Below are 25,204 nucleotides of genomic sequence, written 5' to 3'. Positions count from 1 at the left end.
TTTAAACTTCTCCTTTTCTATTTTCTTCCCATTGTTTCCGTAAATCGGTAGAAAGTTTTCCCGTTCCATCGTGTTTCCATCCCGGAGGTTTGATAAAATACAAAAGCTTTTTACTAACAGAAGTCTTACTTTTCAACACATCGGTAAACATAGTATACCATTCAATAAAAGCAATCTTTATAGGATTATAAGTATTGATATTTGTTACCAAACCATACACAGGCTTTTCAACTTCTGGTTCAAAAGTCCCGAAGAGTTTGTCCCAAATAATAAAAATCCCTGCATGATTTCTATCTAAATATTGTGGATTGGTAGCATGATGAACTCTATGATGGCTAGGGGTGTTAAAAACTGCCTCAAACCATTTAGGCATTTTATCAATCAATTCAGTATGAATCCAGTATTGGTATAGTAAGCTAATACTCATTTGTGTGAGTATCATTAAAGGGTGAAAACCAATAATAGCCAAGGGAGCCCAAAATATAAATGTATAAAAGCTTCCAGACCAAGTTTGTCGTAGAGCAGTACTCAAATTGTATTTAGTAGAAGAGTGATGCACCACATGGCTAGCCCAAAATAGTCTACTTTCGTGTGCTATTCTGTGGTTCCAATAATAGACAAAATCTTCCGCAAATAATAAGATAATCCACGACCACCAAGTAAACGGAATGGTAAACAGATGATATTGATATAGAAATAAAAAAACACCAAAAATGATCCCTTTGCTAAGTAATCCTATAAAAACATTCCCCAATCCCATTGTTATGGATGTAAGAGCATCTTTAAATTCATAATCGTCCATTTTTATTGTAACAGTTACAATAGCTTCAATAATAACTGTTATTACAAAGAATGGAATAGCGTAGTGAATTAAGTTAGGAATTTCGGGAATATGCATAAATAAAGGCGTTTAATTACAAACATACACAAAATCATGAAATTATTTAAAGCGAAGAGTTTGTTTGTGGAGTAAAAAGCAGTATATTTGCAGGCTTAAAAATAAATTTTAAATAATTTAATTATGAATCATTACGAAACTGTTTTCATTTTGAATCCCGTTTTATCTGAAACTCAGATAAAGGAAACAGTAAAGAAGTTTGAGGACTACTTACTTTCTAAAGGTGCAGAAATGATTTCTAAAGAAGATTGGGGCTTAAAAAAATTAGCGTATCCAATCGAAAAGAAGAAAAGTGGATTTTACCACTTATTTGAGTACAAGGTAGCAGGTGAAGCAATCGCTCCGTTTGAATTAGAGTTTAGACGTGACGATAGCGTTATGCGTTATTTAACTGTAAAGTTAGACAAGCATGCTGCAGCTTGGGCTGAAAAGAGAAGAGAACGTGTTAAATCTGCAAAAAAGTAAGAAATGGCATCTATAGAACAACAAGCAAAAGGAAATAAGCAAGGAGAAGTACGTTACTTAACTCCGCTTGATATCGAAACTAAAAAAGAAGCTAAATACTGTCGTTTCAAGAAAAACGGTATTAAGTACATCGATTACAAAGATGCAGACTTCTTAATGTATTTAGTAAACGAGCAAGGTAAAATTTTACCAAGACGTTTAACAGGAACATCATTAAAATATCAACGTAAAGTGGCTCAAGCTATTAAAAGAGCACGTCACTTAGCTTTAATGCCATACGTTGGAGATATGTTAAAATAATAAAGAAGTAGAAACATGGAATTGATATTAAAACAAGACGTAGAAAACTTAGGTTTTAAAGACGATATCGTAACTGTTAAAAATGGTTATGGACGTAACTACCTAATACCTCAAGGATATGCAATTTTAGCTACTTCTTCAGCTAAAAAAGTATTAGCAGAAAACTTAAAGCAACGTGCTTTTAAAGAAGCTAAATTAATAGAAGATGCTAACAAAGTAGCGGAAACTATTAAAGGATATGAAATTAAAATAGCTTCTAAAGTAGGTTCAGGTGATAAATTATTCGGATCAGTAAACAACATAGATGTTGCTGAAGCATTAGCTAAGGCTGGTACTGAAGTAGAAAAGAAATTTATCAAAGTTACTGGAGGTAACGTAAAAAGATTAGGAAAATATAACGCTGCTGTACGTTTACACAGAACTGTTGTAGCTGACATCGTATTTGAAGTAGTTGCTGAATAGTAACTAAATTGTTAAATACATGTTAATAAAGTAGAAATCCGCTCGGTCGAGCGGATTTTTTTTATGCTTAAATTTGAGTTGTAACATAAACAAAATCAGAACTATTATGAAGAAATTACTAATTTTTTCTTTTGTTTTTTTGAGTTTATCCATCTATTCCCAGGTAACTACATCAAAAATAAAAGGAATCGTAACAGACAATCAGGGAGCACCATTGTTTGGTGCTAACATTGTTGTTTTACATGAGCCTACAGGTACCATATCTGGAGCTGTAGCTCAAGATAATGGTCGATACACCATACCAAACCTGAGAGTAGGAGGGCCATATAAAGTAACGTTTAGCTATATAGGGTTTGAATCGCAAGAAGTAACCAATGTTTATTTAACTTTAGGGAAAACAACTAATATAGACGGTGTTTTATCTGAAGATGGTGAGCAATTGGAAGAAGTTGTTATTTCTTCTTCAGGAAGCAAAGTTTTTAATAATGATAGAACAGGAGCACAAACTAGTGTGAGTGCTGTTCAGTTAAAAACCTTACCAACTATTTCTCGTTCCGCTGCAGATTTTACGCGTTTAGAACCTACTGCGAGTGGAAACTCTTTTGGAGGAAGAAACGACCAGTTCAACAACTTTTCTTTAGACGGATCTATTTTTAACAACCCTTTTGGTTTAGATTCACCAACACCAGGAGGTCAAACAGGTTCACAACCAATTTCGTTAGATGCAATTGAACAAATTTCGGTATCTACTGCACCATACGATGTTACTTTATCTGGTTTTACAGGAGCTTCAGTAGATGCGGTAACTAAAAGTGGTACCAATGAGTTTACCGGTACAGTTTATGGTTTTTATAGAAACCAAGACATGACCGGAGGGGAGATTAAAGGAGAAGAAGTTGTAAAACCAAAGTTAAGCCAAAGCCAATATGGAGCAAGCTTAGGAGGTCCAATTATTAAGGACAAATTATTCTTTTTTGCAAACTTTGAAAAAGATGACAGAGAAGATTTAGGTACAGCAGGTTGGGTACCAAACTCAGGAAGTGGTGCCATTAATGAATCAAGAGTGTTAGAAGCAGATATGATCGCAGTTCGCGATGCTTTAGCAGCCTTAGGATATAATACGGGAGCTTATGAAGGGTTTACCTACGGTTCTGAGTCTACCAAAGGAATTTTTAAATTAGATTGGAATATCAATGATAAAAATAGATTGGCATTAATTTATAATTTCTTAAGAGCTTCAAAAGAAACTCCTGCACATCCAACAGCTTTAGGAAATAGAGGACCGAGTTTTTCTACATTGCAATTTGAAAATTCAGGATACGAAATTAATAACAACTTAAATTCTTTCCAGTTAGAATTAAACTCTAACTTATCAGAAACAACAACCAATAAATTACAAATAGGCTATACGCATTTTGATGATTTTAGAAACCCCTTATCTGCACCAGCACCAGTAATTACTATACAAGACGGTAATGGTAGTAATTATATCATAGCAGGCCACGAACCTTTTTCTATTAATAACAAGTTAGATCAACGAGTTTTTCAGTTGACCAATAATATGCATTTTTTTAAAGGAGATCATACCTATACTGTGGGCTTCTCATTTGAACAATTTGAATTTGAAAATTCGTTTAACTTAACAAATTACGAGTCTTTTAATTTCGGAATTTTTCCATATTATGGCTTGTTTAGTCCCTATCCGGATGTAGCAACCTTTTTATCTGCAGCTCAACCAGGTGGAGTAGTAGAGCAGTATTTAGCAGCTACTCAAAATGCTTACGATTCATTTAACGCAAATGGAGATGGAAATGATGGTGGTTGGAAATTATCTGAATTAAATGTAGGTCAATTGGCCTTTTACGTACAAGATGAATGGGAAATGACAGATAGGTTTAAGTTAACGTACGGGGTTCGTTTTGATAAACCATTATACTTTAATACTTCTAGTTTAATTCAAAAATTTATAGATACTGATAATGGAGCAACAAGAGATAATTCAGTTTTATATTACAACCCTAATACAGGAGAAGAACAACAATTACTGTCAACTAAAATGCCTACTAACCAATGGTTAATTTCACCAAGAGTAGGATTTAATTGGGATGTAAAAGGTGATAATACGATGCAGCTTCGTGGAGGTTCTGGGGTGTTTACAGGACGTTTACCTTTTGTATGGATTGGAAATCAAGTAAGTGGAGCTGATGATGGTTTCTTCCAATTAGTAGATCCTGAGTTTAAATTTCCGCAAGTTTGGAGAACAAACTTAGGCTTAGACTGGAAGTTTGAAAATGGAATTATAGCAACTACTGATGTTTCATATACAAAAGATATTAATGGAGCTCATGTACAAAACTGGGGGCTAAGAGCACCTAGTGCTACTTTAAATACACCATTTGATAATAGAGAAATATATGACGGAAGTGATAAAGGAAATAATGCTTATGTGTTTACCAATTCTGACAAAGGTCGTGTATGGAATGCTTCTGTAAAGCTCCAAAAAACTTTTGATAATGGCTTGTATACAAGTGTTGCCTATAACTACTTAAATGCTAAAGATGTCAACTCTATTGAAGCAGAAATTACAGGAGATGCTTTTGCTTTTAATCCAGTAGTAGGAAATGCTAATAATGATGTTTTATCATATTCTAAATATGGAGACACTCATAGAATTATAGGGGTAGCGTCTAAGAAGTTCACTTACGGAGGAGATAAGTTTGCTACAACTATTTCTACATTTTTTGAATATGCTCAAGGTGGACGTTTTAATTACACTTACGGAGGAGACATTAATAATGATGGTTCTACTGTAAATGATTTATTATATGTACCTACAAGCTCTGAACTCAATCAAATGCAATTTAATGATCCTGCTCAAGCAGCTGCCTTTGAAAGCTATATCCAACAGGACGACTACCTAAGTGAAAGAAGAGGACAATATGTAGCGCGTTATGGAGCTTTAGCACCTTGGAGAGGTAAGTGGGACTTAAAGATATTACAAGATTTTAATTTTAACGTATCAAATGAAAAACAAAATACCATCCAATTAAGTCTTGATATTTTAAATGTAGGAAATTTACTAAGTTCTGATTGGGGAGTTGTACAACAACCCAATAACCTACAACCTTTAGGGGTTAGATTTCCTGATGTAAATCCTGCGAATACCAATCCGGCAAATTATGTTCCCGATTATTCACAGGCACCAATATATTCGTTTACACCAAATTCAACAAAAACATTTGGTTTCGATTCTAGTTTACTTTCTCGTTGGCAAATGCAAATAGGACTGCGTTATATATTTTAATCGTAAAGAATAAAAAAAAAACGTAAAAAACCACTCATTTTTTGAGTGGTTTTTTTGTTTTTTAATTATCTTTTTTGTAATAAAGGGGGGTTTTCCTGTGAAAACTATAAAATAAATAAGTGATATTTGTACATGTAAATAAAGATAGGGGACTTTAATTACAACGTTTTAAAATATAGTCTTTGAGGGGTTGATTATATTTTAAAAAAACTCTGACCTTACTAGGTCAGAGTTTTTAAATGTTAAGCTATAGTGTAATACTCTCTTGGTTTCGTAGAAGATCTTCCATCGTTTCCCTCTTCCTAATTAAGTAATCTTTTCCTTTGTAAATCATAACTTCGGCTGGTCTATATCTTGAGTTATAATTTGAAGCCATAGAGAAACAATAGGCACCTGCATTGTGGAAACATAATATGTCATCTTCAGATATTTCATTAATCCTTCTATTAGAGCCAAAAGTGTCAGTTTCACAAATGTACCCTACGATGCTGTAAAATCGTGCCCTTCCTTTTGGGTTCGATAAATTTTCTATATAGTGATAAGAGTTGTAAAACATAGGACGTATTAGGTGATTTAAACCACTATCTATACCCGCGAAAACAGTTGACGTTGTTTGCTTAATAACATTCACTTTTGCTAAAAAATACCCTGCTTCACTTACTAAAAATTTACCAGGTTCAAACATTAAGGTAACTTCTTTTCCGTAGTTCTTACAAAACTCATTAAATCGTGTAGATAGCTTTTTACCCAACTCATTTATGTCAGTTGAAATATCGTCTTTTTTATACGGAACCTTAAATCCACTACCGAAATCAATAAAATCGATATCCTTAAATTGTCTTGCAACATCAAATAAAATTTCTGTAGCTCTTATAAAAGTATCAATATCTAAAATATCAGAGCCTGTATGCATGTGAATTCCATTGATATGCATCCCTGTATTTTCAACAACTCTTTTTATGTGTGGGACTTGGTGGATAGATATTCCAAACTTAGAATCAATATGCCCTACAGAAATCTTGCTATTTCCACCTGCCATTACGTGTGGATTGATACGAATGCAAACAGGAATTTTAGGATGTTTTTGTCCAAACAATTCTAAAATAGATAAATTGTCGATATTAATTTGCACGCCTAATTTAGCAACCTCTTCTATTTCTTGTAAAGAAACTCCATTAGGAGTGTATATAATTTCGTGAGGTTCAAACCCCGCCAACAAACCAAGGTTAACTTCTTGAATAGAAACGGTATCTAAACCGCTATTAAGCGTATTGAAAACCTTTAGAATATTGATGTTAGATAATGCTTTTACTGCGTAATTAATTTTTACATTTTTTACTTTAGAAAAAGCAGATGTTATCTTTTTATACTGAGAAATAATCTTTTCAGTATCGTAAACATACAAAGGAGACTGATACTTATCAGCTAGCTTTAAAAGGTCTTGTCTATTCATTTACTTTAGTATTTATCGGCAAAAGTATAGAGGTGGACGATTACAAAAAATAAAATGAAAGAAATTCACAAATTTGTGTTTTTTTGTGAAATTAGGGGTTTTACGTCTAGGCAAAAGGGAATTTTCCTATAACATTATCTTGTAAAAAAGATCATATTTGCTACGAAATAAAATTAAGGGGATTTATTTCAAACAGAATGATATTTTTTTAAAGGGGTAAAAATATCATAAAAAAACTCTAGCGAAAGCTAGAGTTTTTGAGCTTATTAAAGGAAAGAAAATTACTTAAATTTTACCGCCACTTTTTGAGCAATACCAACAATTACTTCACTGGCTTTTACAATACTTTCAGCAGGAACGTATTCGTAACGCCCATGGAAGTTATGTCCGCCAGCAAAAATGTTAGGGCATGGTAAGCCTTTATAAGATAATTGCGAACCATCTGTACCACCTCGAATAGGCTTAATTAAGGGAGTAATTCCCATATCTTTCATTACTTCTTCAGCAATATCAACAATATGCATAACAGGAGTTACTTTTTCTTTCATATTGAAATATTGATCTTTAATTTCAACAGAAACTAATTTTTGCCCACGTTTAGCATTTAAAACTTCAGCTAAATCAAGCATTGCTTTTTTACGGTTGTTGAACTGATCCATATCATGATCTCTAATAATATAACTCAATGTTGTTTGTTCAACTTTACCTTCCATATGGTGTAAGTGGAAGAAACCTTCATAACCCGTTGTTCTTTCAGGAACTTCATCTTCAGGTAAAGCATTGATAAACTCACTAGCAATAAGCATTGAATTAATCATTTTACCTTTTGCATACCCCGGATGTACAATTTTACCTTGAATAGTAACTGTAGCACCGGCAGCGTTAAAGTTTTCGTACTCTAACTCGCCTATTTGGCTTCCATCCATAGTATAAGCCCACTCAGCTCCAAACTTTTCTACATCAAACATGTGAGCTCCTTTACCAACTTCTTCATCAGGAGTAAAGCAAATACGGATGTTTCCATGTTTAATTTCTGGATGTTGGATTAAGTATTCCATTGCAGAAACAATTTCAGTAACCCCAGCTTTGTCATCAGCTCCTAATAACGTAGTACCGTCAGTAGTAATAATAGTTTGACCTTTGTATTGTAATAAGTCTTCAAAATAATCAGGAGATAAAACGATGTTTTCTTCTTTGTTTAACAAGATATCTTTTCCGTCGTAATTTTCATGAATTTGAGGGCTAACATTAGCGCCAGTAAAATCTGGACTCGTATCAATATGAGCAACAAAACCAATAGTTGGCACTTCATAATCTAAATTACTTGGTAACGTTGCCATCAAATAACAGTTCTCATCTAATTCAACATCTTCCATTCCTATTTCCTTTAGTTCTTCTTCTAGAACCTTTGCTAAATTCCATTGTTTTTCAGTACTAGGAAAAGCAGGGTTGTTCGGATCACTTTCAGTATCAATAGTTACATACTTTACAAATCGGTCGATTATATGTTGTTTGTTCATTGTAGTATTTTTAAAGCCTCAAAAATAGCCATTTCTAATGTATTTTGTCAATTGAAATACAATGAAATTTTTAAGAATCCATCTTTTTAAAATAGGCTATCAATAAATCGACAACATAACTATACGATTGAATTCCTTTAGCTTGATTATTGGCTTTAAGGTAAGAATTATATCCTTTCTTCAAATACGGTTCAATTGGGTTTTTAAACTGCTTCCAGTGTACATAGGTAGCCTTGTAATCTTTATAAATACCTTTATTTACTGTTGTAGCAATTTCTTTACCTGCTGCTTTATCTCTTTTGTAAACTTGACCAATGCAGTAATTATAGGCCATACGATACCCAGAATATTTAAAATATAAATCTTTGTTGGCTGTGGAGGCTAAAAAACTTACAAAATTAGCATCGTTTTCTGCGGCCCATCCAATTTGATGTGCCATTTCATGACAGGTGGTTGCCGGATATCCCGTTTTCGGAATCATAGTATTTACTTGTGCTTCTCCGGTTATTGGATTTAAATATCCAGATGTACCATTATACGATTGAAATAAGCTAACCAATGAACTTTTTACCGAGGCAGTTTGATAGGTTAACTGTGGGTATGTTTTAGAAAGCTCTTGAAACCCGTTGGGGGCTAAGTTGTAAATTTGCTTGTGAGTATAAGGAACTACTACTGCCACAGAATCATTTTTTGTTATCTGTAAATGAATTTTGTTGAGTTCTGTTACAATTTGTTTTGTAGTTGAAATAAGCGCTTCTGTAGTGTAATTAGATTGCTTTAGTTTGAGGTTTTTAGCCAGAGGCTCTCTAAAGTAATTTAATCCCCAAAACACATAAAAACAACCGTAAATAATTGACAGTATTGCTGTAAGATTTATGACCTTAGAAAAGAAGTTTTGAAATCGTTTTTTTATTAAAAAATAGATAGATTTTAATAAAAGAAACAATACGATTAAACCAATGATATCTCCAACAGAAAAGGGAATCCAACCAAGAATAGCTCTGAAGAATTGAGAAATATACAGGTATACTCCATTGCTATAATAAGATTCTATCCACAGAGGCTTTTGGCTTAAAAATTGCACTAAAATTATTTGAATAGGCAATAATAAAGCAATTAAAATATTTTTTTTGTCGCTGCGCATGCTTCCAAAAATAAGAAAGTTATAAGGTTATCAACAAGTTAATAACAGTTTATTTACAAAAAATGTGCATAAAGAAATTTGAGTGTAGTGCCTACAAATATCATCTTAAAAAATTACATTTGCTGTCATGGAAAGAACCCAATCTCTCAAAGGAACAAAAATAGATAAAGCTAGAATTATAAGCTTAGAAAAAGGGAAGTTACCACCTCAGGCTCTAGAGTTAGAAGAGGCTGTTTTGGGGGCTATGATGATTGATAAAAAAGGGATTGATGAAGTAATTGATATTTTACATCCTGAAGCTTTTTATGATAAGAGGCATCAAGAAATTTATGCGGCCATTTATGCGCTTTTCCAAAACTCTGAACCTATTGATTTACTTTCTGTATCCAATCAGTTAAAGAAAAATGGAAAGCTAGATTTAGCAGGAGGAGATTTTTACTTAATTGGATTAACTCAAAAAGTAGCCTCATCTGCCCATATTGAATTTCACTCTAGAATTATTCTAGAAAAGTTTATCCAACGCAAACTAATTACCATTTCATCAGAAATTATAGAAAATGCATACGACGAAACTGTTGATGTTTTTGATTTGTTAGATGATGCCGAGGGAAAATTATTTGAAGTAACACAAGGAAACCTTAAAAAAGGAGCCGAAAGAGCCGATTCGTTAGTACAACAATCAATTAATAAGATTCAAGAAATTTCAACCAAAGAAGGAATGAGTGGTTTGGCAACCGGATTTACCAAACTAGATGCATTAACCTCAGGTTGGCAACCTACCGATTTAATCATTATTGCAGCACGTCCCGGTATGGGTAAAACCGCTTTCGTAATATCGATGGCGAAAAATATGGCGATTGATTTCGGACATCCAGTAGCATTATTCTCACTAGAGATGTCATCGGTACAGTTAATTACCCGTATGATTTCTTCGGAAACAGGGTTAACTTCTGAAAAATTACGTAAAGGAAACTTAGAACCACACGAATGGGAGCAGTTGAACGTAAAAGTGAAGAGACTTTCAGACGCCCCTATATTTATTGATGATACACCAGCACTATCTATTTTCGATTTACGTGCAAAAGCACGTCGTTTGGTATCGCAACACGGAGTTAAAATCTTAATTATTGACTACTTACAGTTAATGACAGCAGGTGGAGCAGGAGGTAACCGTGAACAAGAAATTTCGATGATTTCGCGTAACTTAAAAGCACTAGGTAAAGAATTGAATGTACCTGTAATTGCTCTTTCTCAGTTATCGCGTGCGGTTGAAACTCGTGGAGGAAGCAAGCGTCCGTTACTATCTGATCTTCGTGAATCTGGAGCGATTGAGCAGGATGCCGATATTGTATCATTTATTTATCGTCCTGAATACTATGGAATGACCGAATGGGATGACGACGATCATTCGCCATGTGAAGGACAAGGAGAGTTTATCGTAGCAAAACACCGTAATGGTGGATTGGATAATATTCGCTTGAAGTTTACAGGACACTTAGCAAAATTCTCAGATTTAGAAGAAGGATTTAGCAGTGAATTCCAATCGAGTATGAACTCAGGATTTAACGATGAAGTAGCATCTAGTAACTTTGCTTCACCAGAAGATGCTTTTGGTCCAAGTGACGATGATGTTCCGTTTTAATCTTTAAATAAAACTTAAAATATAACTGAATACACAATTGCTAAAAAGTAATTGTGTATTTTAGTTTTTTATATGAAACAATTTCTCTACATACTAACATTTTCCCTTTTTTCAAACACCATTTGGGCATCTTTTATTTATGTACCGATGAGTAACGAAAATCAAAAAAATCATTTAAAAGCCTATGGTATTGTATACTATGCTATAGAAAATGGGTTGAAGGCAAAATGGTTGTTAAATTATGATGGAGGTGCTTTTTTAATTGAAAATAATGAAGCAGTAGAAAAGGAATGTAAAATACGAGGTGTATCCTATCAAATTATTTCAGATGCTAAATCAGCCTTAATTTTAGAAGAAATTTCATCACCATCTAAAAACCAAGAAGCAGTAACGTTAGAAAAAGCTCCCAAAATAGCGGTGTATTCGCCGAAAGATAAAATGCCCTGGGACGATGCAGTAACGATGGTACTGACCTATGCTGAAATTCCGTTTGATGTAATCTATGATGAAGAAGTATTGAATGATAAATTGTTACTTTATGAGTGGTTACACTTACATCATGAAGACTTTACAGGACAATATGGACGCTTTTATGGAGCTTTTAGAACCGCACCTTGGTATATTCAACAAAAAAAAGATGCAGAAGCCTTAGCTAAGAAATTAGGGTATAATAAAGTATCAGAAGAAAAAGGAGCCGTAGCGAAGAAAATTCGTGATTATGTAGTAGGAGGTGGGTTTATGTTTGCGATGTGCTCTGCAACCGATAGCTTTGATATTGCTTTAGCAGCTGATGGTGTAGACATTTGTGAAGGAATGTTTGATGGTGATGCTTCAGAGCCTAATTATCAATCGAAAATAGACTTTAATAAAACCTTTGCTTTTAAAGATTTTGAATTGATTCGAAATCCTACTACGTATGAGTTTTCTTCAATAGATATGACTCGTAAACGAAGAATAAGAAAAGAAGTAGATTATTTTGTGTTAAAAGAGTTTTCTGCAAAATGGGATCAGGTACCGACCATGTTGACCCAAAATCACACCATGTTAGTGAAAGGGTTTATGGGACAAACAACATCGTTTGACCCCAATACTATAAAATCTACTATTATTGTTTTAGGAGAAAATAAAACCAATAGAGAAGGACGCTATATTCACGGAACCAAAGGAAAAGGAATGTTTACTTTTTATGGGGGGCACGATCCTGAAGATTATCAGCATAGAGTGGGAGATCCTAAAACAGAATTAGATTTGCATCCAACCTCGCCAGGATATCGCTTAATATTGAATAATGTACTGTTTCCCGCAGCTAAAAAGAAAAAACAAAAGACTTAGGGAATAGTTATATATGTTTGGAAGAAGTTATTCTTTGAGAAAAGAATAAAAAAGGAAAGTAATTTTACTTTCCTTTTTTATTTGATATAAGTATTATTCATTTTCACCAACAGGTTCTTTTGATGTGTTTAACCCAGCATTTGATGGACTATGATAATATAAATATATAGGACTCTCATTTCTTAATATATCCAATACAGCATCAAACTGTGATAAATTATAATGAACAAAAACTTGCCCTGTACTTGAATTATATACAGGTTGAGCTAAAGGAGTGTCTTCTGCAAAAAAATACGCATATCCACGATATTTTGTACCTTGATATAAATAAATACCAGCTAAAGCAACCCCAGGGTTCAAATTATTTGTTTTTCTACTAGACCATATTCTCACAGAATATTTGTCAATTTTAAATGAAGGCATAACTAAGTTTTTAATGATTAATGATTTTTCAAATTTAAAATGATTATTTTGTTTTATTTACCTGTTTTTATTGGGGTGAAAAGACTTAATAGTACTCGTTTTTTATAAAATCCGTGTACTATTGTTTGTATTTCAAATAAACAAACAAGTTCTTTGAACCACGTAAATAAAGGTTTAGTAATTATTCAATTAGAAAGGGAAAATTAAACGAAAAAGAAAACTTAACTCATATGAACCCTTTTTCTTTTACTTAAATAAAAAAGTAATTGCTCATTTTTTTATAATCAATTACATTTGTGGGCATAAAACAAAACAATAATGCCAACAACACAACAATTACAAGAGTTTACACAACAAGTTCGTAGAGATATCGTTCGTATGGTACATGCTGTAAATTCAGGACACCCTGGAGGTTCTTTAGGATGTGCAGAGTTTCTTACCTGTTTGTATCAAGAAATTATGGAGTATTCTACTGATTTTACCATGGATGGTACAAATGAAGATTTGTTCTTTTTATCTAATGGTCATATTTCACCAGTTTATTACAGTGTTTTAGCTCGTAGTGAGTTTTTTCCCGTAGCTGAGTTAGCTACTTTTAGAAAATTAGATTCTCGTTTACAAGGGCATCCAACTACACACGAGGATTTACCAGGAGTACGTATTGCTTCAGGATCGTTAGGGCAAGGTATGAGTGTTGCTATTGGTGCAGCTCAAGCAAAAAAATTAAACGGAGATAACAAAACGGTATATTCATTACATGGTGATGGAGAGTTACAAGAAGGTCAAATTTGGGAAGCGGTAATGTATGCAGCTGCTAAAAAGGTTGATAATTTAATTTCTACCGTAGATGTAAATGAAAAGCAAATTGATGGTTCTACAGATGAAGTGTTAGCTATGGGAAGCTTGAGAGCAAAATTTGAAGCTTTCGGTTGGGATGTAGTAGAAATTACAGAAGGAAATAATATAGAAGCTGTTTTAACAGGAATGGCAGAAGCAAAATCACGTACAGGTAACGGAAAACCAGTTTGTGTATTATTACGCACAGAAATGGGGAATGGTGTTGACTTCATGATGCATACACATGCATGGCATGGTAAAGCACCTAACGATGAGCAATTAGAAGAAGCTTTAGCCCAAAATCCAGAAACACTTGGAGATTACTAATTAAGAAAGTAAAAACATAAGTATCCATAAAAATGCTATTACAGTTTTGTAATAGCATTTTTATTTTATGAAAATCTTTACAAAAAAGAGTAAGTAATACCGTAAATTTACGTCTGTAACTATATTCAAAAAAATAATCAAATAAGACACATGAAAATAGGAATTGTATGTTATCCTACCTTCGGAGGAAGTGGAGTAGTAGCAACGGAGTTGGGAATGGCATTGGCAGATAAAGGACACGAAGTACACTTTATAACGTACAATCAGCCAGTTCGATTAGATTTTTTTTCTCACCGGTTGCATTTTCATGAAGTCGTTTTAGAAGAATATCCATTATTTCAATACCAACCGTATGAATTAGCATTGTCGAGTAAAATGGTAGAAGTAGTACAAAAATACGATTTAGAAGTATTGCACGTTCACTACGCCATTCCACATGCCTATGCTGCTTATATGGCAAAAAAAATGCTTCAAGATAAAGGAATTGACGTAAAAGTAGTAACCACATTGCACGGTACAGATATTACTTTGGTAGGAAGTCATCCAACCTACAAAACCGCAGTAGAATTCAGTATAAATAAATCAGATGAAGTTACAGCGGTATCTAACAGTTTAAAAGAAGATACTTTGAGGCTATTCACGATTGAAAAAGACATTAAAGTTGTTTATAATTTTATTGATGGTGAAAAATACGATAAAGCACATGAAGGAGAATGTAAAAGAGTAGCTTTAGCACAACCAGAAGAAAGAATTCTTACTCATATAAGTAATTTTAGACCAGTTAAACGTACCGAGGATGTAATTCGAATTTTTAATACGGTACAGAAAGAAATTCCTTCAAAATTACTCATGGTTGGTGATGGACCAGAACGCTTAAAAGCAGAAAATTTAACGAAAGAATTACAAATAGAAGATAAAGTGCTTTTTATGGGAAACAGCACAGAAGTAGCAAAAATACTATGCTATACAGATGTGTTTTTATTGCCCTCTGAAACGGAAAGTTTTGGTTTGGCTGCTTTAGAGGCTATGGCAGCAAGTACACCTGTTATCTCTACTAATACAGGAGGGCTACCAGAAGTAAACATTCATGGTAAAACAGGTTTTTTAAGTAATTTAGGAGATGTGGATCAAATGGCCAAAAATGCAATAAGTATTTTAGAAGATGAGGCTGTTTTAAACGAATTTAAAGAGAACGCTAAAGAACATATCAAGCTGTTTTCATTAGAGAATATTCTTCCAGCTTATGAAGATTTGTATAAAAAATGTTCTGTAGAAGCATAAATAAAAAAGGAGCGTTTCAAAACGCTCCTTTTTTTATGATTATTTTATTGAATTTCTTCAAGCTTCTTAACTAAAATAGCATCGCTCAAAATAGTATCTCTTTGCGTTTTTAAAAGCGTTGCAGTTGAATTAGGTAAGTGTTCTTTCGAATTAATAACCTCATTATATTCTTCTATAGAAGCTTTTTCTCCTCTTAGCGCTTCTTCTAAAATAGCTTCTTCATTTTCATTAGAAAAAAAAGCTTTTGTATTCATCCACGCTCTATGAACTTTTCCTGTTAAGCTTCCACCTTTTTCAGGACTTTCGCCAAAAGACATAATTTCAGATTTTAATTGTTTTCCAAACTGCTCACGTTCGCTTGCTTTTCGCATGAAAAAACTAGTCAATGTTTCACTCTTGACATTTTCAGCTGCCGTTTTATAGCCTTTTGCAGCGTCGTAGTTTTTTTCTAATAATCCGTTTAATTTATTCGATACTTCTTGTGTGTAACTATACATAAAGTTGTGTTTTAAATTACTGAGTAATTATTTTTTGGATGTTTACTCAGATACCATCTGTTTGGTAGCAATTATTGTTTCTTTATGAAAAAAGAAACCATTAAAGTTGCGATACCTATACCTAAAGTTATATATGCATTATTATTGTTTTGAGAGTTAAACTCCGCAATACCAATATCAACAGTAGCTTCAGGTGATATGATTTTATAAATCCCATAACCAATTAATATAATACCAGCTATGATTAGGAATATTTTTATTATTTTGTTCATAATATGTTTTGTTTAGATGCGTGAAATAAATGTGTAGTTAAATTAAAATTGATATCTAATTCCCAATGCAATATCTAAGTCTAAATCGTCACTGTAATCATTGACTAAGCCTAACTCTGGCCTCATATCTAAAGACATAACTAAAGGAATGTTAAAATTGTATTCAATACCTAAATCACCAGCTACCAAAGCAAAGACACCATCGTTATCTGATGAGTTATAAGAGCCAATTCCAGCACCAGCACCAACAAACCAATTAAAATTTCCATCTAACTTATAAACCCATTGATACAAACCAACAAGTTTAAATGCGTCAACATTTTTCGAGTCCCTAAAGCCTAAATCAAACTCCAGTCTATTATGCTCTTTAAGATAGTGTTGATATGAAATTTCACCCCCAAAACCATCATTGTCACCAACTCTTAATCCTAAAGCATTTTTCGAAATCTCTTGCGCACTAATACTCATTGTCATAAATACCAAAGCAGGAGTTAATATTGTTTTTAAAATGTTCATTTTCATTGTTTTAATGTTATGCTACAAAATTATAATAGTTTGGTAGTTTAGCTTTGCTCATATCTTTTCAATCTTTGCTCATATGATGAGCATAAAAAAATAAATGTTATCTAAAGCAATGAATATTATAGGCAAAAAATGTAACTTTATGACCAAAAAAAATATGACAACTATTAATATAACTGCCTCTGATACTAAGGGAACAGTAAAACAGATTCAAGAGGTTATTGGGGGAACCATAACAGAAAGATGGGGGGAGTATATTTTAAATGTTAATAGTAAACTAGCTATAGGGAATATTACTTTTTTAACTTTTGAATGGGGAGGAAGTGTACTACAGTACGACATTACTTTTTTAGACGATATCACACTTGTAATGGATGCTTCTGAATTTAATCCAATACATTTTACGTATACTTTAGAAGGACATTCTTTACACAGATTTGAGCTAGAAAACGAAAAAAGAAAGTTAGAAAAATTTCAATCGGTTATTATAACTAGTAAAGATGGAGGGTATAACTATGTTTATTTTGAAAAAAATGTTAAAATAAAAACTCATTTGATTCAAATTAACAGAGTAAAGTTTATCAAAAAACGCCTGAACGATGCTTCTTTGTTAAACCAAAGACTTTACGAAGTTTTTCATGATCAACAACATGAAAATGTTTTTGCTTATTTTGGTACCTATAACCTAAAATTGGCGAGCCTCATCAAGCAATATAATTCCATAAAGCAAAAAGGAATGATTAGAATTTTGATAAAAGAGGGGATAGTGTATCAGGTGTTATCAGAACACATGCAACAACACAATAAAGATGTAAAGAGAAAGAAAACTCCCTCAACAACACTCACAAAAAAAGAGATTAGTTTGGTTAGAAAAGTGGGGCAAAAAATACTTAAAAATGTTGCGGAAGATTACAATGTAGAAGAATTAGCTAATGAAATAGGGGTAACTCAGGCTAAGTTACAAGAAGGTTTTAAACTGTTGTTTTCAAGAACAGTTATAGAATATATTAGGCATATTCGTTTGGAAGAAGCAAGAGACCTAATGAATACGACCGATTATAATATTTCTCAAATTGTATACTCAATAGGTTTTTCAAGTAGGAGCTATTTTTCTAAAATATTTAAACGTAAATACGGAATCAGCCCTAGTGAGTTTTTAAAAAACAAACAAGAAGTCAGTGAAATTCAAATAGCATAGAAATTACGTGCGAAAATATGATTAAAGAAAAGTACCAATGTTCTCTTCAAAAAATAAAAAATTTAGATACTAAAGTTCCAATAAATTTAGTGTTAAGTGGAGGGGCAGAAAAAGGAGTGGCTCACATTGCTTTATTAGAAAAGCTAGAGGAATTAAATGTTAAAATAAATGCTATTTCGGCTTGTAGCTCAGGTTCTTTAGTTGGATCAATGTATGCTTCAGGAATGAGACCGCAAGAAATATTAAACTTTTTTAAAACTACTGAAATATTCCAGTTTTCTTGGATAACGATTGCTAAACCAGGAATTTTTAATTCGTCAAATTATGCAAGGCTAATAAACGATAAAATTAAACCAACATTTGAAGAATTAACGATACCCCTAACAGTTTCTACCACTAATTTAAACAAAGGAACCACTCAGTACTTTTACGAAGGTGATTTGTTAAAGCCAGTCTTAGCTTCATGTGCATTGCCAGGCTTGTTCAACCCAGTGAAAATAGAGGATATGCTGTATTCTGATGGAGGAATTATAGATAATTTTCCTACAGCACCGTTTAAAGATTCTGAATACCCTGTGGTGGGAAGCTATGTTGTGTATCCTTCTGAAAAAACAAGTGGAGAGTTGAATACGACTTTAAAGGTTTTAGCACATAGCTCAAAGCTTCTAATGTTGTCTTCAGAAGAACATAAGTTTTTCAACACCTATGCTACTGTTTGCTTTCCATTAGGTGAGTTTAGTGGATTTACTACGAAAGAAGTAGATGCCATTTATAAAACAGCAAAAAAATATATAGAAGAAAAAATAAGTTAACGCAAATACACAGTTTGTTTGTTTCAAGTAGCTATCTTTTGCGCTTGCAACCCAGAATCATACGGATTGTTAATTAAATAATCGATATCGTTTTGGCTTGTTTTAAAATCTAACCACATGCTTTTAAACATTTTTGGTATTTGCAAGGGCATTATCTCATACAAGTTATTAATCGTGTTAAATTCTTCTGTAGCCTTAATGTTAATCACAGTACAGGTTAAAAAACCATCATGGGTAGTATTGTATATACCAGCCACATAAAAAGGCTCTTGATTGCTTTTTTCTACTAAATAATTTTCAATTGTATTCCCTACTATTTTATGAATGTAAAAACCTGTAACAATGAATAAGCACCTCCTGTAAAGTAAAGCTTCTTTGAATAGAATGTTTTTCTTAAGATCATCCTTTCTTACATGTAAAGTATGCTTAATTTGTTGAAATTTACTCCAGTTATCGGTATAGTCTTGAGGCAAAATTCCCCAAATACCTTGCGTAATTTCATTTGGGTTTTCCATAGTAATAACGTTAACTGTTTGTTCTTTTAACCCATTAATTTTACGTCTAGGTTTATGTAAATGAGGATACTTAAAATTTAATTTAGTAAACTCTTTAATCCGTTCTTTGCTTGCTATGTTTGATAGCTTGTAGCTCATTTAATTTTAATTTATTACTGGTTAAAAATGAAAATCATAGTACTTCCTATAAATAAACAAAAGGAGGTTACCAAGAACGCAATTCTTGTTACCCTGTTATTTTGAAACATATAGCTTCTGTTTTTCGACTTTAAATTTTCTTTAATTACTTTAAAATCATCATTTTGTTTTTCCATAATAGGGGTATATTTATAGTTGTTACACCGCAAATTTAAAATCAGAATATGTTTTAGATTAATTCAAAAGAAATACTTTTTTGCTCATTTCATAATTACCATCATTTTGTAAATGAGTCAAAATCAAAATTAAATGAGGAAAGACACTACAAATCTTGTAGCTAATTTTGTGATGTACAAAAGATGTACGTTATAAATATTAACTTAAAACTTAAGAATATGTTACGTTGGACAATCACATTTATTATAATTGCAATTATTGCTGGTGTTTTAGGATTTACTGGAATCGCAGGTGCTGCAACAAGTTTTGCTAAAATAGCTTTCTTTATTTTCTTAATTTTATTTGTTGTATCGTTAATTACAGGTAAAAGAAAAGTATAGGAACTTAAAATTACTGCATAAAAATACACAAGGGCGTTTTTATGACGCTCTTTTTTTTATTTATTAATAAAACTGTTAAAGTATTATAGTAAATTTAATGGAATGGATTTTGTGAGTTGATTTTTTACGGAATGAGCAAAAAAACACATCAAATGAGTTAAGCCAAACATGATTATCCCCATACCTTTGCAGTATACAAATATTGTGGTAATCTAATTACTAATAATATTAAGATGTTAAAAAAGTACACATCTTTAAAGAAGGTTACTTGTAATTTTAAATGATATTTTAAAATGAAGAATTTAATATTAGGATTAATGTCCATAGGTACAATAATAACAATGAATGCACAGACTGAAGTGATAAAAACTACTGAAGTTAAGAAAGCAAAAAAAGTAAACGAAAAGGGAGAAGTTTATAATACTAAAGTAAAGGTAGTTACTAAGAAAGAAAAAGAAACGAAGTTTGACCCAAAACAGAAACACAAACTTAACCAAGACGTTGTAGAATCACCAATTACTGTTGATAAAACAATTATGGTAGACAACGATTCAGATGCCTTTTACGATACAAAAACAAAGGTAAAATACTTTAAGTATAAAGGAAATAAGTACGATTTTTTAATTGATAAAAATGACTTATTAATTACATACAAACTCGACGATAAAGACATTACTTCAGCCAGAGCAATAAAATCAATGAATAATAACTTTTACATTGTAGAAGGGAAAGAATTTAACGGAGTAGGTTATTTTAATAAGTACGGAGATTTTATTATAGAATATAGAAATAATGAATCTAAAAAAGTTGAATATGCAGTTTTTGAGACCTTCAAAATGTAGTACTCTTTAATATAAATTTAATGAGCGGTGAGTTGATTCACCGCTTTTTTTTGCTAAAAATATAGTCTCTACGAAATGAGCAAGAATCGATATTAAATGAGCAAAACAGCTCTATGAGTTCTAATTACTTTTGTATTGTAATTAATTTTTAATCTAACATATATAGAATGAACTATTTAAACATACAAACAGAAAAAGTATTACCAGTAGCAAAAGAGTTAAACCAATTGCTTGCTGAATACCATATTTATTATCAAAAACTTAGAAACTTTCACTGGAATATTGTAGGAAAGAACTTCTTTGAATTGCATGAGAAATTTGAAGAAATGTATGGAGATGCAAGAATAAAAATTGATGAGATTGCAGAACGCATTTTAACATTGCAATACCATCCTGTAAGTAGGTATAGTAGGTACTTAAAAATAGCAAAAATATCAGAAGAAAGTCCTTTTCAAACAGATTCAGATATGGTATTTATTTTATTAGAAGATCATAAAACACTATTAGCTCAAATGTCTACAATTATTGAAAAGGCAACAGAGGTTGGTGATGAAGGTACAGTAGATTTGATAGGAGGATATATAGCCTCTTTAGAAAAAACCAGCTGGATGTTGAATGCATGGAGTAAAAGTACAGTAGAACAATTGAAAGAAGATATTGTACTATCGTAAACAAAATAAAAAGAAACTGTAATTAACAATAAAAATAACAAAAACGATTAACCTTCATGAATTTTAGTGATACTATAGCCAAATTAAAAGAATCTGTTCAATTATACTGGAATGAGTTTATAAACCAAATTCCACAAATAATTATAGCTATCCTCATAGTGGCTATAGGGGTTATTACTGCTAATTTTATATCGAATTTTTTTAGAAAAACAATTTCTAAAAAAACAAATGATCCTTTGATGACTAATTTTTTAGCCAAAACAATTAAAATTAGTTTTAGTGTTTTAGTAATTATGGTTGCTTTAAAAATAGCAGGTTTAGGAGGTATTGCAGCTGGATTGTTAACTGCTGCAGGAGCCTCAGCTATAATTTTTGGATTCGCTTTTAAAGATGTGGGAGAAAACTTTATCTCAGGAGTAATCTTATCGTTTAACCGTCCTTTCGATGTTAATGATACAGTAATGATTGGAGATATTTTTGGAAAAGTAAAGATGATGGAGTTCAGGTTTACCAAATTAAAAACATTCGATGGAAGAGATGTTTACATTCCCAATAGTGATATTGTAAAGAAAGCGGTATACAATTATACTGAAGACGGTTTTTACCGTTTAGACTTTGTGGTGGGGATTGATTATGATGATGATATAGATACAGCAAAAGAAGTAATCATAAACGCCGTAATTAATACATCGGGAGTTATTGATACAGATGAACACCAGTGTTTTGTTACGGTAGACGGATTAGGAGTAAGTACCGTAAATTTAAAAGTTATTTTTTGGACCAAAACTAAAGAATACAAACGAGGTGCATTGGAAGTTAAAAGTGATGTAATTAAAAACGTAAAAAATGTGATAATAAAAAACGGGTTAAACATGCCTGCAGACATTACAGAGATAAAACTATATGGTTCACAAGACAGCATTCCAATTACAGTAACAAAATAAAAAAAAAGCAACCCATTGGGTTGCTTTTTTATGAATTATAATAACTAAGGCTCTCTTTAATTAAATCATCAGAAGCTTTGCTGTTTATTTTAAAATCTTCATAATCGTTGAGAAGAACAAAGTTAATTTCACCACCAATGTTCTTTTTATCATGTTTCATTAACTCAAGAATAGGCTGAAAATCTTCTTTTAACAAAGTTACTTTACCGTATATTTTAATAATAGCATCTTTTATTTCAGCAACGTTATCTTTTGGAAAATCTAATACTTTTGATGATAAATAGGCCTCACAAACCATTCCAATAGCAATAGCTTCACCATGCGTTAAGGCTTCTTTTTTGGGCTGTTCTAAAAAATAAGACTCTACACCATGTCCAATAGTATGTCCCCAGTTTAAAACCTTACGAACACCTTGTTCTTTAGGATCCTCTAAAACAACTTCATTCTTAATTTCTATTGAACGGTGAATCAAGTCAACAATATTAAGGTTGTCATTATCTTTAATTTTAGTAAACAATCGAATATCATGAGTCATTCCATACTTAATAATTTCTGCTGTACCAGAACGAATTTCTCTAGGAGTTACGGTGTGTAGGTATTCAGGATCAATAATAATTAACTCTGGATTAGCAAATACACCAATCTGGTTTTTTAAAACGCCTAAATCAACCCCAGTTTTACCTCCTACAGAAGCATCTACCATACTTAATAGGGTAGTGGGTATATTTACAAAATCAATTCCACGTTTAAATGTAGAAGCAACAAAGCCACCTAAATCGGTAATAACTCCACCTCCTAAAGTAATTAGTAAGCTCTTTCTATCAGCCCCTAATTCTGTCATTGCATTCCAAACCCCCATACAGGTTTCCATATTCTTATAAACCTCACCAGCATCAATTTGAATAATTTCAATAGGTTTATCTGTAGCAAATAACTGTACAAATCTAGGATAACAACAATCTAAAGTATTGTCATCTACTAAAATAAAAACTGAAGAATAGTTTTTTTTAGAAATTAAAGAAGTTAATTCATTATAGCCTTTTTCTTCAAAATGAATAGGGTATGTAGCTGCGTTAATTGTGGTCATAATAACAAAAAAATATAAGGCGAAATTAAATAGAAAAAATTAAAATATATCAGTCTACTCAATTATATTTGTCTCAATAAATAAAGATATAATATAACCTCGATAATGAGACTTTTTGACAATACAGAAACTGCTTTTAAATTAAAATCTGACTCAGAGTTAGAACGTGCATATTTTTTGTTTAAAATGATTCAGAGCCAACCTATGGTTCGCATAGGAACTGCGGTAACAAACTTTGCTTTAAAAGCACATTTACCAGTGGAAGGGTTAATTCGCTCAACAGTTTTTGATCATTTTTGTGGAGGAGTAAGTGAAGACGATTGCTTACCTAATATCGAAAAAATGTACGAGCAAGGTAAAGTACATAGTATTTTAGATTATTCAGTAGAAGGGAAAGAAGATGAAGCACAGTTTGATGATGCTTTAAAAATGACATTAAAAACAATTGATTTTGCTGAAGAAAAAGAATCTATCCCGTACGCAGTTTTTAAACCCACTGGTTTTGGACGTTTTGCGCTATATCAAAAATTAACTGAAGGAAAAGAGTTAACTTCAGAAGAAAAAGTAGAATGGAATAGAGTTGTAGAGCGTTTTCATACGGTGTGTAAAGCAGCAAAAACAAAAGATGTTCCGTTGCTAATTGATGCAGAAGAAAGCTGGATGCAGGATGCTGCTGATGATTTAATTGAAGAGCTAATGGAAATTTATAACCAAGAAAAAGCCATTGTATTCAATACGCTACAAATGTATCGTCATGATCGTATGGAATATTTGCGAAATTTACATCAAAGAGCCCACCAAAAAGGATATCATATCGGAATGAAAGTGGTTCGTGGAGCTTATATGGAGAAAGAACGTGAAAGAGCCAAAGAAAATGGTTATGAATCTCCTATTTGTGTTGATAAACAAGCAACTGATGATAATTATAACGAAGCAGTTCGTTATATGATGGATCATAAGAATATGGCAATTTTTGCAGGAACCCATAATGAAGATAGTTCATATTTGTTGATGGATTTAGCAAAAGAACATAATATTGCGGCTAATGATAAACGTATGTGGTTTGGTCAATTATATGGAATGAGCGACCATATCAGTTTTAATTTAGCAAAAGAAGGATATAATGTAGCAAAATATGTTCCATTTGGTCCTGTTCGTGATGTGATGCCATATTTAATTCGTAGAGCAGAAGAAAATACTTCAGTAGCCGGACAAACATCGAGAGAGTTGAACTTACTTAAAACAGAAAAAGCACGTAGAAAGCTTTAATGAATACAGTTGATGAAATAAAAGAAGCTATCTATAAAAATAAAAAAAGATTAGCTAAAGAGCTTCAAGAAAGTAGGGAGCTTGTCTTTCTTGTGAAAAAATCACTAACCACTTCATTGACAGACGAAGAAAAGGCAAAAGTAAAAGAACAAACTATTGATATTTGTAAAGCAATTCCTGCTTTTACTGTGTTTATGCTTCCTGGAGGCGCTTTGCTTTTGCCTTTACTTATAAAATTAATACCTGATATTTTACCAAGTGCTTTTAGAGCTGATGATGAGGAACTGGAAGAAACTAAACCTGAATAGGTTTAATAAATTACGTTTTTTTATCCAAATTAAGATAGAAAACCAAGACTTCAAAAGTTTTTAAAGCAAGAGAAAACTAGATAAAATGAAGTTTTTATAATGCTTTAAATAAAACATTACGATTTCATAAATAAAATTTCGTAATTCGTATACAATAAAACACTACTTTTGCAGCTTCAAAATA

The 25,204-nt window shown here is 32.2% G+C and carries 26 protein-coding genes; 16 read left to right on the top strand and 10 right to left on the bottom strand.

Annotation, left to right across the window (positions count from 1 at the left end; all coding sequences use genetic code 11):
* Position 1: 1 nt before the first annotated feature.
* Entirely contained in the window at positions 2-898 is an 897-nt protein-coding gene (locus V1T75_RS01755; protein WP_330486835.1) for a sterol desaturase family protein, read from the bottom strand.
* A 123-nt stretch (positions 899-1,021) separates the two neighbouring features.
* Between V1T75_RS01755 and rpsF the strand changes: the two genes are divergently transcribed.
* The 4 genes from rpsF to V1T75_RS01735 all read left to right on the top strand — a co-directional run bounded on the left by rpsF (position 1,022) and on the right by V1T75_RS01735 (position 5,429).
* Positions 1,022-1,363 (top strand): 30S ribosomal protein S6, encoded by a 342-nt coding sequence (gene rpsF, locus V1T75_RS01750; RefSeq protein ID WP_330486834.1) that lies wholly within the window; start codon positions 1,022-1,024, stop codon positions 1,361-1,363.
* Positions 1,364-1,366: 3 nt separating this feature from the next.
* Positions 1,367-1,663: a 30S ribosomal protein S18 gene (gene rpsR / locus V1T75_RS01745; protein WP_028892048.1), complete on the top strand. Its 297-nt coding sequence runs from the start codon at positions 1,367-1,369 to the stop codon at positions 1,661-1,663.
* Between the two features lie 15 nt (positions 1,664-1,678).
* Positions 1,679-2,125, top strand: a complete 447-nt coding sequence (gene rplI / locus V1T75_RS01740) for a 50S ribosomal protein L9 (protein WP_330486833.1) — start codon at positions 1,679-1,681, stop codon at positions 2,123-2,125.
* Positions 2,126-2,231: 106 nt separating this feature from the next.
* Positions 2,232-5,429 carry a TonB-dependent receptor gene (locus tag V1T75_RS01735; RefSeq protein ID WP_330486832.1) on the top strand — a complete coding sequence of 1,066 codons (3,198 nt, stop codon included), beginning with the start codon at positions 2,232-2,234 and terminating at the stop codon, positions 5,427-5,429.
* Between the two features lie 247 nt (positions 5,430-5,676).
* Here the strand turns inward: V1T75_RS01735 and lysA are convergent, their stop codons facing one another.
* From lysA to V1T75_RS01720, 3 genes are all read right to left on the bottom strand, one after another.
* The gene (lysA, locus tag V1T75_RS01730; RefSeq protein WP_330486831.1) at positions 5,677-6,882 is read right to left on the bottom strand and encodes a diaminopimelate decarboxylase; all 1,206 of its coding nucleotides are present in this window, start codon (positions 6,880-6,882) and stop codon (positions 5,677-5,679) included.
* Between the two features lie 281 nt (positions 6,883-7,163).
* Positions 7,164-8,402: a peptidase T gene (pepT, locus tag V1T75_RS01725; RefSeq protein WP_330486830.1), complete on the bottom strand. Its 1,239-nt coding sequence runs from the start codon at positions 8,400-8,402 to the stop codon at positions 7,164-7,166.
* 70 nt (positions 8,403-8,472) lie between these two features.
* Positions 8,473-9,546: a DUF3810 domain-containing protein gene (locus tag V1T75_RS01720; RefSeq protein WP_330486829.1), complete on the bottom strand. Its 1,074-nt coding sequence runs from the start codon at positions 9,544-9,546 to the stop codon at positions 8,473-8,475.
* Between the two features lie 127 nt (positions 9,547-9,673).
* On the opposite strand from V1T75_RS01720, the gene dnaB reads away from it, so the two are divergent.
* Both dnaB and V1T75_RS01710 read left to right on the top strand, forming a co-directional pair.
* The gene (gene dnaB, locus V1T75_RS01715; RefSeq protein WP_330486828.1) at positions 9,674-11,188 is read left to right on the top strand and encodes a replicative DNA helicase; all 1,515 of its coding nucleotides are present in this window, start codon (positions 9,674-9,676) and stop codon (positions 11,186-11,188) included.
* Positions 11,189-11,335: 147 nt separating this feature from the next.
* Positions 11,336-12,520 carry an asparagine synthetase B gene (locus tag V1T75_RS01710; protein WP_330486827.1) on the top strand — a complete coding sequence of 395 codons (1,185 nt, stop codon included), beginning with the start codon at positions 11,336-11,338 and terminating at the stop codon, positions 12,518-12,520.
* A gap of 93 nt (positions 12,521-12,613) precedes the next feature.
* On the opposite strand, the gene V1T75_RS01705 is transcribed toward V1T75_RS01710, so the two are convergent.
* Complete coding sequence (locus tag V1T75_RS01705) at positions 12,614-12,943, bottom strand: hypothetical protein (RefSeq protein WP_330486826.1); 330 nt, start codon at positions 12,941-12,943, stop codon at positions 12,614-12,616.
* Between the two features lie 318 nt (positions 12,944-13,261).
* Here V1T75_RS01705 and V1T75_RS01700 point away from each other — a divergent pair, with 318 nt between their 5' ends.
* On the top strand, positions 13,262-14,107 hold the full coding sequence (locus V1T75_RS01700) for a transketolase (protein WP_330486825.1): 846 nt from the start codon (positions 13,262-13,264) through the stop codon (positions 14,105-14,107).
* 150 nt (positions 14,108-14,257) lie between these two features.
* A complete protein-coding gene (gene bshA / locus V1T75_RS01695; protein ID WP_330486824.1) occupies positions 14,258-15,388 on the top strand; it encodes an N-acetyl-alpha-D-glucosaminyl L-malate synthase BshA in 1,131 nt (376 codons plus the stop codon).
* 44 nt (positions 15,389-15,432) lie between these two features.
* On the opposite strand, the gene V1T75_RS01690 is transcribed toward bshA, so the two are convergent.
* The 3 genes from V1T75_RS01690 to V1T75_RS01680 all read right to left on the bottom strand — a co-directional run bounded on the left by V1T75_RS01690 (position 15,433) and on the right by V1T75_RS01680 (position 16,673).
* Positions 15,433-15,885 carry a ferritin-like domain-containing protein gene (locus V1T75_RS01690; protein ID WP_330486823.1) on the bottom strand — a complete coding sequence of 151 codons (453 nt, stop codon included), beginning with the start codon at positions 15,883-15,885 and terminating at the stop codon, positions 15,433-15,435.
* 71 nt (positions 15,886-15,956) lie between these two features.
* Positions 15,957-16,157 carry a hypothetical protein gene (locus V1T75_RS01685; RefSeq protein WP_124588554.1) on the bottom strand — a complete coding sequence of 67 codons (201 nt, stop codon included), beginning with the start codon at positions 16,155-16,157 and terminating at the stop codon, positions 15,957-15,959.
* A gap of 42 nt (positions 16,158-16,199) precedes the next feature.
* Positions 16,200-16,673 carry a hypothetical protein gene (locus tag V1T75_RS01680; RefSeq protein ID WP_330486822.1) on the bottom strand — a complete coding sequence of 158 codons (474 nt, stop codon included), beginning with the start codon at positions 16,671-16,673 and terminating at the stop codon, positions 16,200-16,202.
* A 148-nt stretch (positions 16,674-16,821) separates the two neighbouring features.
* On the opposite strand from V1T75_RS01680, the gene V1T75_RS01675 reads away from it, so the two are divergent.
* Positions 16,822-17,877: a helix-turn-helix domain-containing protein gene (locus tag V1T75_RS01675; RefSeq protein WP_330486821.1), complete on the top strand. Its 1,056-nt coding sequence runs from the start codon at positions 16,822-16,824 to the stop codon at positions 17,875-17,877.
* 17 nt (positions 17,878-17,894) lie between these two features.
* Positions 17,895-18,689 (top strand): patatin-like phospholipase family protein, encoded by a 795-nt coding sequence (locus V1T75_RS01670; protein ID WP_330486820.1) that lies wholly within the window; start codon positions 17,895-17,897, stop codon positions 18,687-18,689.
* Positions 18,690-18,712: 23 nt separating this feature from the next.
* On the opposite strand, the gene V1T75_RS01665 is transcribed toward V1T75_RS01670, so the two are convergent.
* Positions 18,713-19,342 (bottom strand): SOS response-associated peptidase family protein, encoded by a 630-nt coding sequence (locus V1T75_RS01665; RefSeq protein WP_330486819.1) that lies wholly within the window; start codon positions 19,340-19,342, stop codon positions 18,713-18,715.
* Positions 19,343-19,737: 395 nt separating this feature from the next.
* Here V1T75_RS01665 and V1T75_RS01660 point away from each other — a divergent pair, with 395 nt between their 5' ends.
* From V1T75_RS01660 to V1T75_RS01645, 4 genes are all read left to right on the top strand, one after another.
* Complete coding sequence (locus V1T75_RS01660; RefSeq protein ID WP_330486818.1) at positions 19,738-19,899, top strand: DUF1328 domain-containing protein; 162 nt, start codon at positions 19,738-19,740, stop codon at positions 19,897-19,899.
* 293 nt (positions 19,900-20,192) lie between these two features.
* On the top strand, positions 20,193-20,741 hold the full coding sequence (locus V1T75_RS01655; RefSeq protein ID WP_330486817.1) for a hypothetical protein: 549 nt from the start codon (positions 20,193-20,195) through the stop codon (positions 20,739-20,741).
* 167 nt (positions 20,742-20,908) lie between these two features.
* Complete coding sequence (locus tag V1T75_RS01650) at positions 20,909-21,412, top strand: Dps family protein (RefSeq protein WP_330486816.1); 504 nt, start codon at positions 20,909-20,911, stop codon at positions 21,410-21,412.
* 56 nt (positions 21,413-21,468) lie between these two features.
* A complete protein-coding gene (locus V1T75_RS01645) occupies positions 21,469-22,356 on the top strand; it encodes a mechanosensitive ion channel family protein (RefSeq protein ID WP_330486815.1) in 888 nt (295 codons plus the stop codon).
* A 28-nt stretch (positions 22,357-22,384) separates the two neighbouring features.
* Here the strand turns inward: V1T75_RS01645 and aroB are convergent, their stop codons facing one another.
* Positions 22,385-23,443 carry a 3-dehydroquinate synthase gene (gene aroB / locus V1T75_RS01640; protein WP_330486814.1) on the bottom strand — a complete coding sequence of 353 codons (1,059 nt, stop codon included), beginning with the start codon at positions 23,441-23,443 and terminating at the stop codon, positions 22,385-22,387.
* Between the two features lie 105 nt (positions 23,444-23,548).
* On the opposite strand from aroB, the gene V1T75_RS01635 reads away from it, so the two are divergent.
* Positions 23,549-24,712, top strand: a complete 1,164-nt coding sequence (locus V1T75_RS01635; RefSeq protein ID WP_417799729.1) for a proline dehydrogenase family protein — start codon at positions 23,549-23,551, stop codon at positions 24,710-24,712.
* Positions 24,712-25,020, top strand: coding sequence for an LETM1 domain-containing protein (locus V1T75_RS01630; RefSeq protein ID WP_330486813.1), 309 nt, complete (start codon positions 24,712-24,714; stop codon positions 25,018-25,020). The genes V1T75_RS01635 and V1T75_RS01630 overlap by 1 nt, the downstream gene beginning before the upstream one ends.
* Positions 25,021-25,204: the final 184 nt, after the last annotated feature.

Source organism: Tenacibaculum sp. FZY0031, from assembly GCF_036350695.1.
Classification (GTDB): Bacteria; Bacteroidota; Bacteroidia; order Flavobacteriales; family Flavobacteriaceae; genus Polaribacter.
Note: the sequence above shows the minus strand (reverse complement) of the source record. Positions and strands in the feature narration are given on the sequence as shown.

What these genes read in the sequence shown, in the direction of transcription:
- V1T75_RS01755 (WP_330486835.1), bottom strand. Translation starts at nt 898, where the DNA reads ATGCATATTCCCGAAATTCCTAACTTAATTCACTACGCTATTCCATTC.
- rpsF (WP_330486834.1), top strand. Translation starts at nt 1,022, where the DNA reads ATGAATCATTACGAAACTGTTTTCATTTTGAATCCCGTTTTATCTGAA.
- rpsR (WP_028892048.1), top strand. Translation starts at nt 1,367, where the DNA reads ATGGCATCTATAGAACAACAAGCAAAAGGAAATAAGCAAGGAGAAGTA.
- rplI (WP_330486833.1), top strand. Translation starts at nt 1,679, where the DNA reads ATGGAATTGATATTAAAACAAGACGTAGAAAACTTAGGTTTTAAAGAC.
- V1T75_RS01735 (WP_330486832.1), top strand. Translation starts at nt 2,232, where the DNA reads ATGAAGAAATTACTAATTTTTTCTTTTGTTTTTTTGAGTTTATCCATC.
- lysA (WP_330486831.1), bottom strand. Translation starts at nt 6,882, where the DNA reads ATGAATAGACAAGACCTTTTAAAGCTAGCTGATAAGTATCAGTCTCCT.
- pepT (WP_330486830.1), bottom strand. Translation starts at nt 8,402, where the DNA reads ATGAACAAACAACATATAATCGACCGATTTGTAAAGTATGTAACTATT.
- V1T75_RS01720 (WP_330486829.1), bottom strand. Translation starts at nt 9,546, where the DNA reads ATGCGCAGCGACAAAAAAAATATTTTAATTGCTTTATTATTGCCTATT.
- dnaB (WP_330486828.1), top strand. Translation starts at nt 9,674, where the DNA reads ATGGAAAGAACCCAATCTCTCAAAGGAACAAAAATAGATAAAGCTAGA.
- V1T75_RS01710 (WP_330486827.1), top strand. Translation starts at nt 11,336, where the DNA reads ATGAGTAACGAAAATCAAAAAAATCATTTAAAAGCCTATGGTATTGTA.
- V1T75_RS01705 (WP_330486826.1), bottom strand. Translation starts at nt 12,943, where the DNA reads ATGCCTTCATTTAAAATTGACAAATATTCTGTGAGAATATGGTCTAGT.
- V1T75_RS01700 (WP_330486825.1), top strand. Translation starts at nt 13,262, where the DNA reads ATGCCAACAACACAACAATTACAAGAGTTTACACAACAAGTTCGTAGA.
- bshA (WP_330486824.1), top strand. Translation starts at nt 14,258, where the DNA reads ATGAAAATAGGAATTGTATGTTATCCTACCTTCGGAGGAAGTGGAGTA.
- V1T75_RS01690 (WP_330486823.1), bottom strand. Translation starts at nt 15,885, where the DNA reads ATGTATAGTTACACACAAGAAGTATCGAATAAATTAAACGGATTATTA.
- V1T75_RS01685 (WP_124588554.1), bottom strand. Translation starts at nt 16,157, where the DNA reads ATGAACAAAATAATAAAAATATTCCTAATCATAGCTGGTATTATATTA.
- V1T75_RS01680 (WP_330486822.1), bottom strand. Translation starts at nt 16,673, where the DNA reads ATGAACATTTTAAAAACAATATTAACTCCTGCTTTGGTATTTATGACA.
- V1T75_RS01675 (WP_330486821.1), top strand. Translation starts at nt 16,822, where the DNA reads ATGACCAAAAAAAATATGACAACTATTAATATAACTGCCTCTGATACT.
- V1T75_RS01670 (WP_330486820.1), top strand. Translation starts at nt 17,895, where the DNA reads ATGATTAAAGAAAAGTACCAATGTTCTCTTCAAAAAATAAAAAATTTA.
- V1T75_RS01665 (WP_330486819.1), bottom strand. Translation starts at nt 19,342, where the DNA reads ATGAGCTACAAGCTATCAAACATAGCAAGCAAAGAACGGATTAAAGAG.
- V1T75_RS01660 (WP_330486818.1), top strand. Translation starts at nt 19,738, where the DNA reads ATGTTACGTTGGACAATCACATTTATTATAATTGCAATTATTGCTGGT.
- V1T75_RS01655 (WP_330486817.1), top strand. Translation starts at nt 20,193, where the DNA reads ATGAAGAATTTAATATTAGGATTAATGTCCATAGGTACAATAATAACA.
- V1T75_RS01650 (WP_330486816.1), top strand. Translation starts at nt 20,909, where the DNA reads ATGAACTATTTAAACATACAAACAGAAAAAGTATTACCAGTAGCAAAA.
- V1T75_RS01645 (WP_330486815.1), top strand. Translation starts at nt 21,469, where the DNA reads ATGAATTTTAGTGATACTATAGCCAAATTAAAAGAATCTGTTCAATTA.
- aroB (WP_330486814.1), bottom strand. Translation starts at nt 23,443, where the DNA reads ATGACCACAATTAACGCAGCTACATACCCTATTCATTTTGAAGAAAAA.
- V1T75_RS01635 (WP_417799729.1), top strand. Translation starts at nt 23,549, where the DNA reads ATGAGACTTTTTGACAATACAGAAACTGCTTTTAAATTAAAATCTGAC.
- V1T75_RS01630 (WP_330486813.1), top strand. Translation starts at nt 24,712, where the DNA reads ATGAATACAGTTGATGAAATAAAAGAAGCTATCTATAAAAATAAAAAA.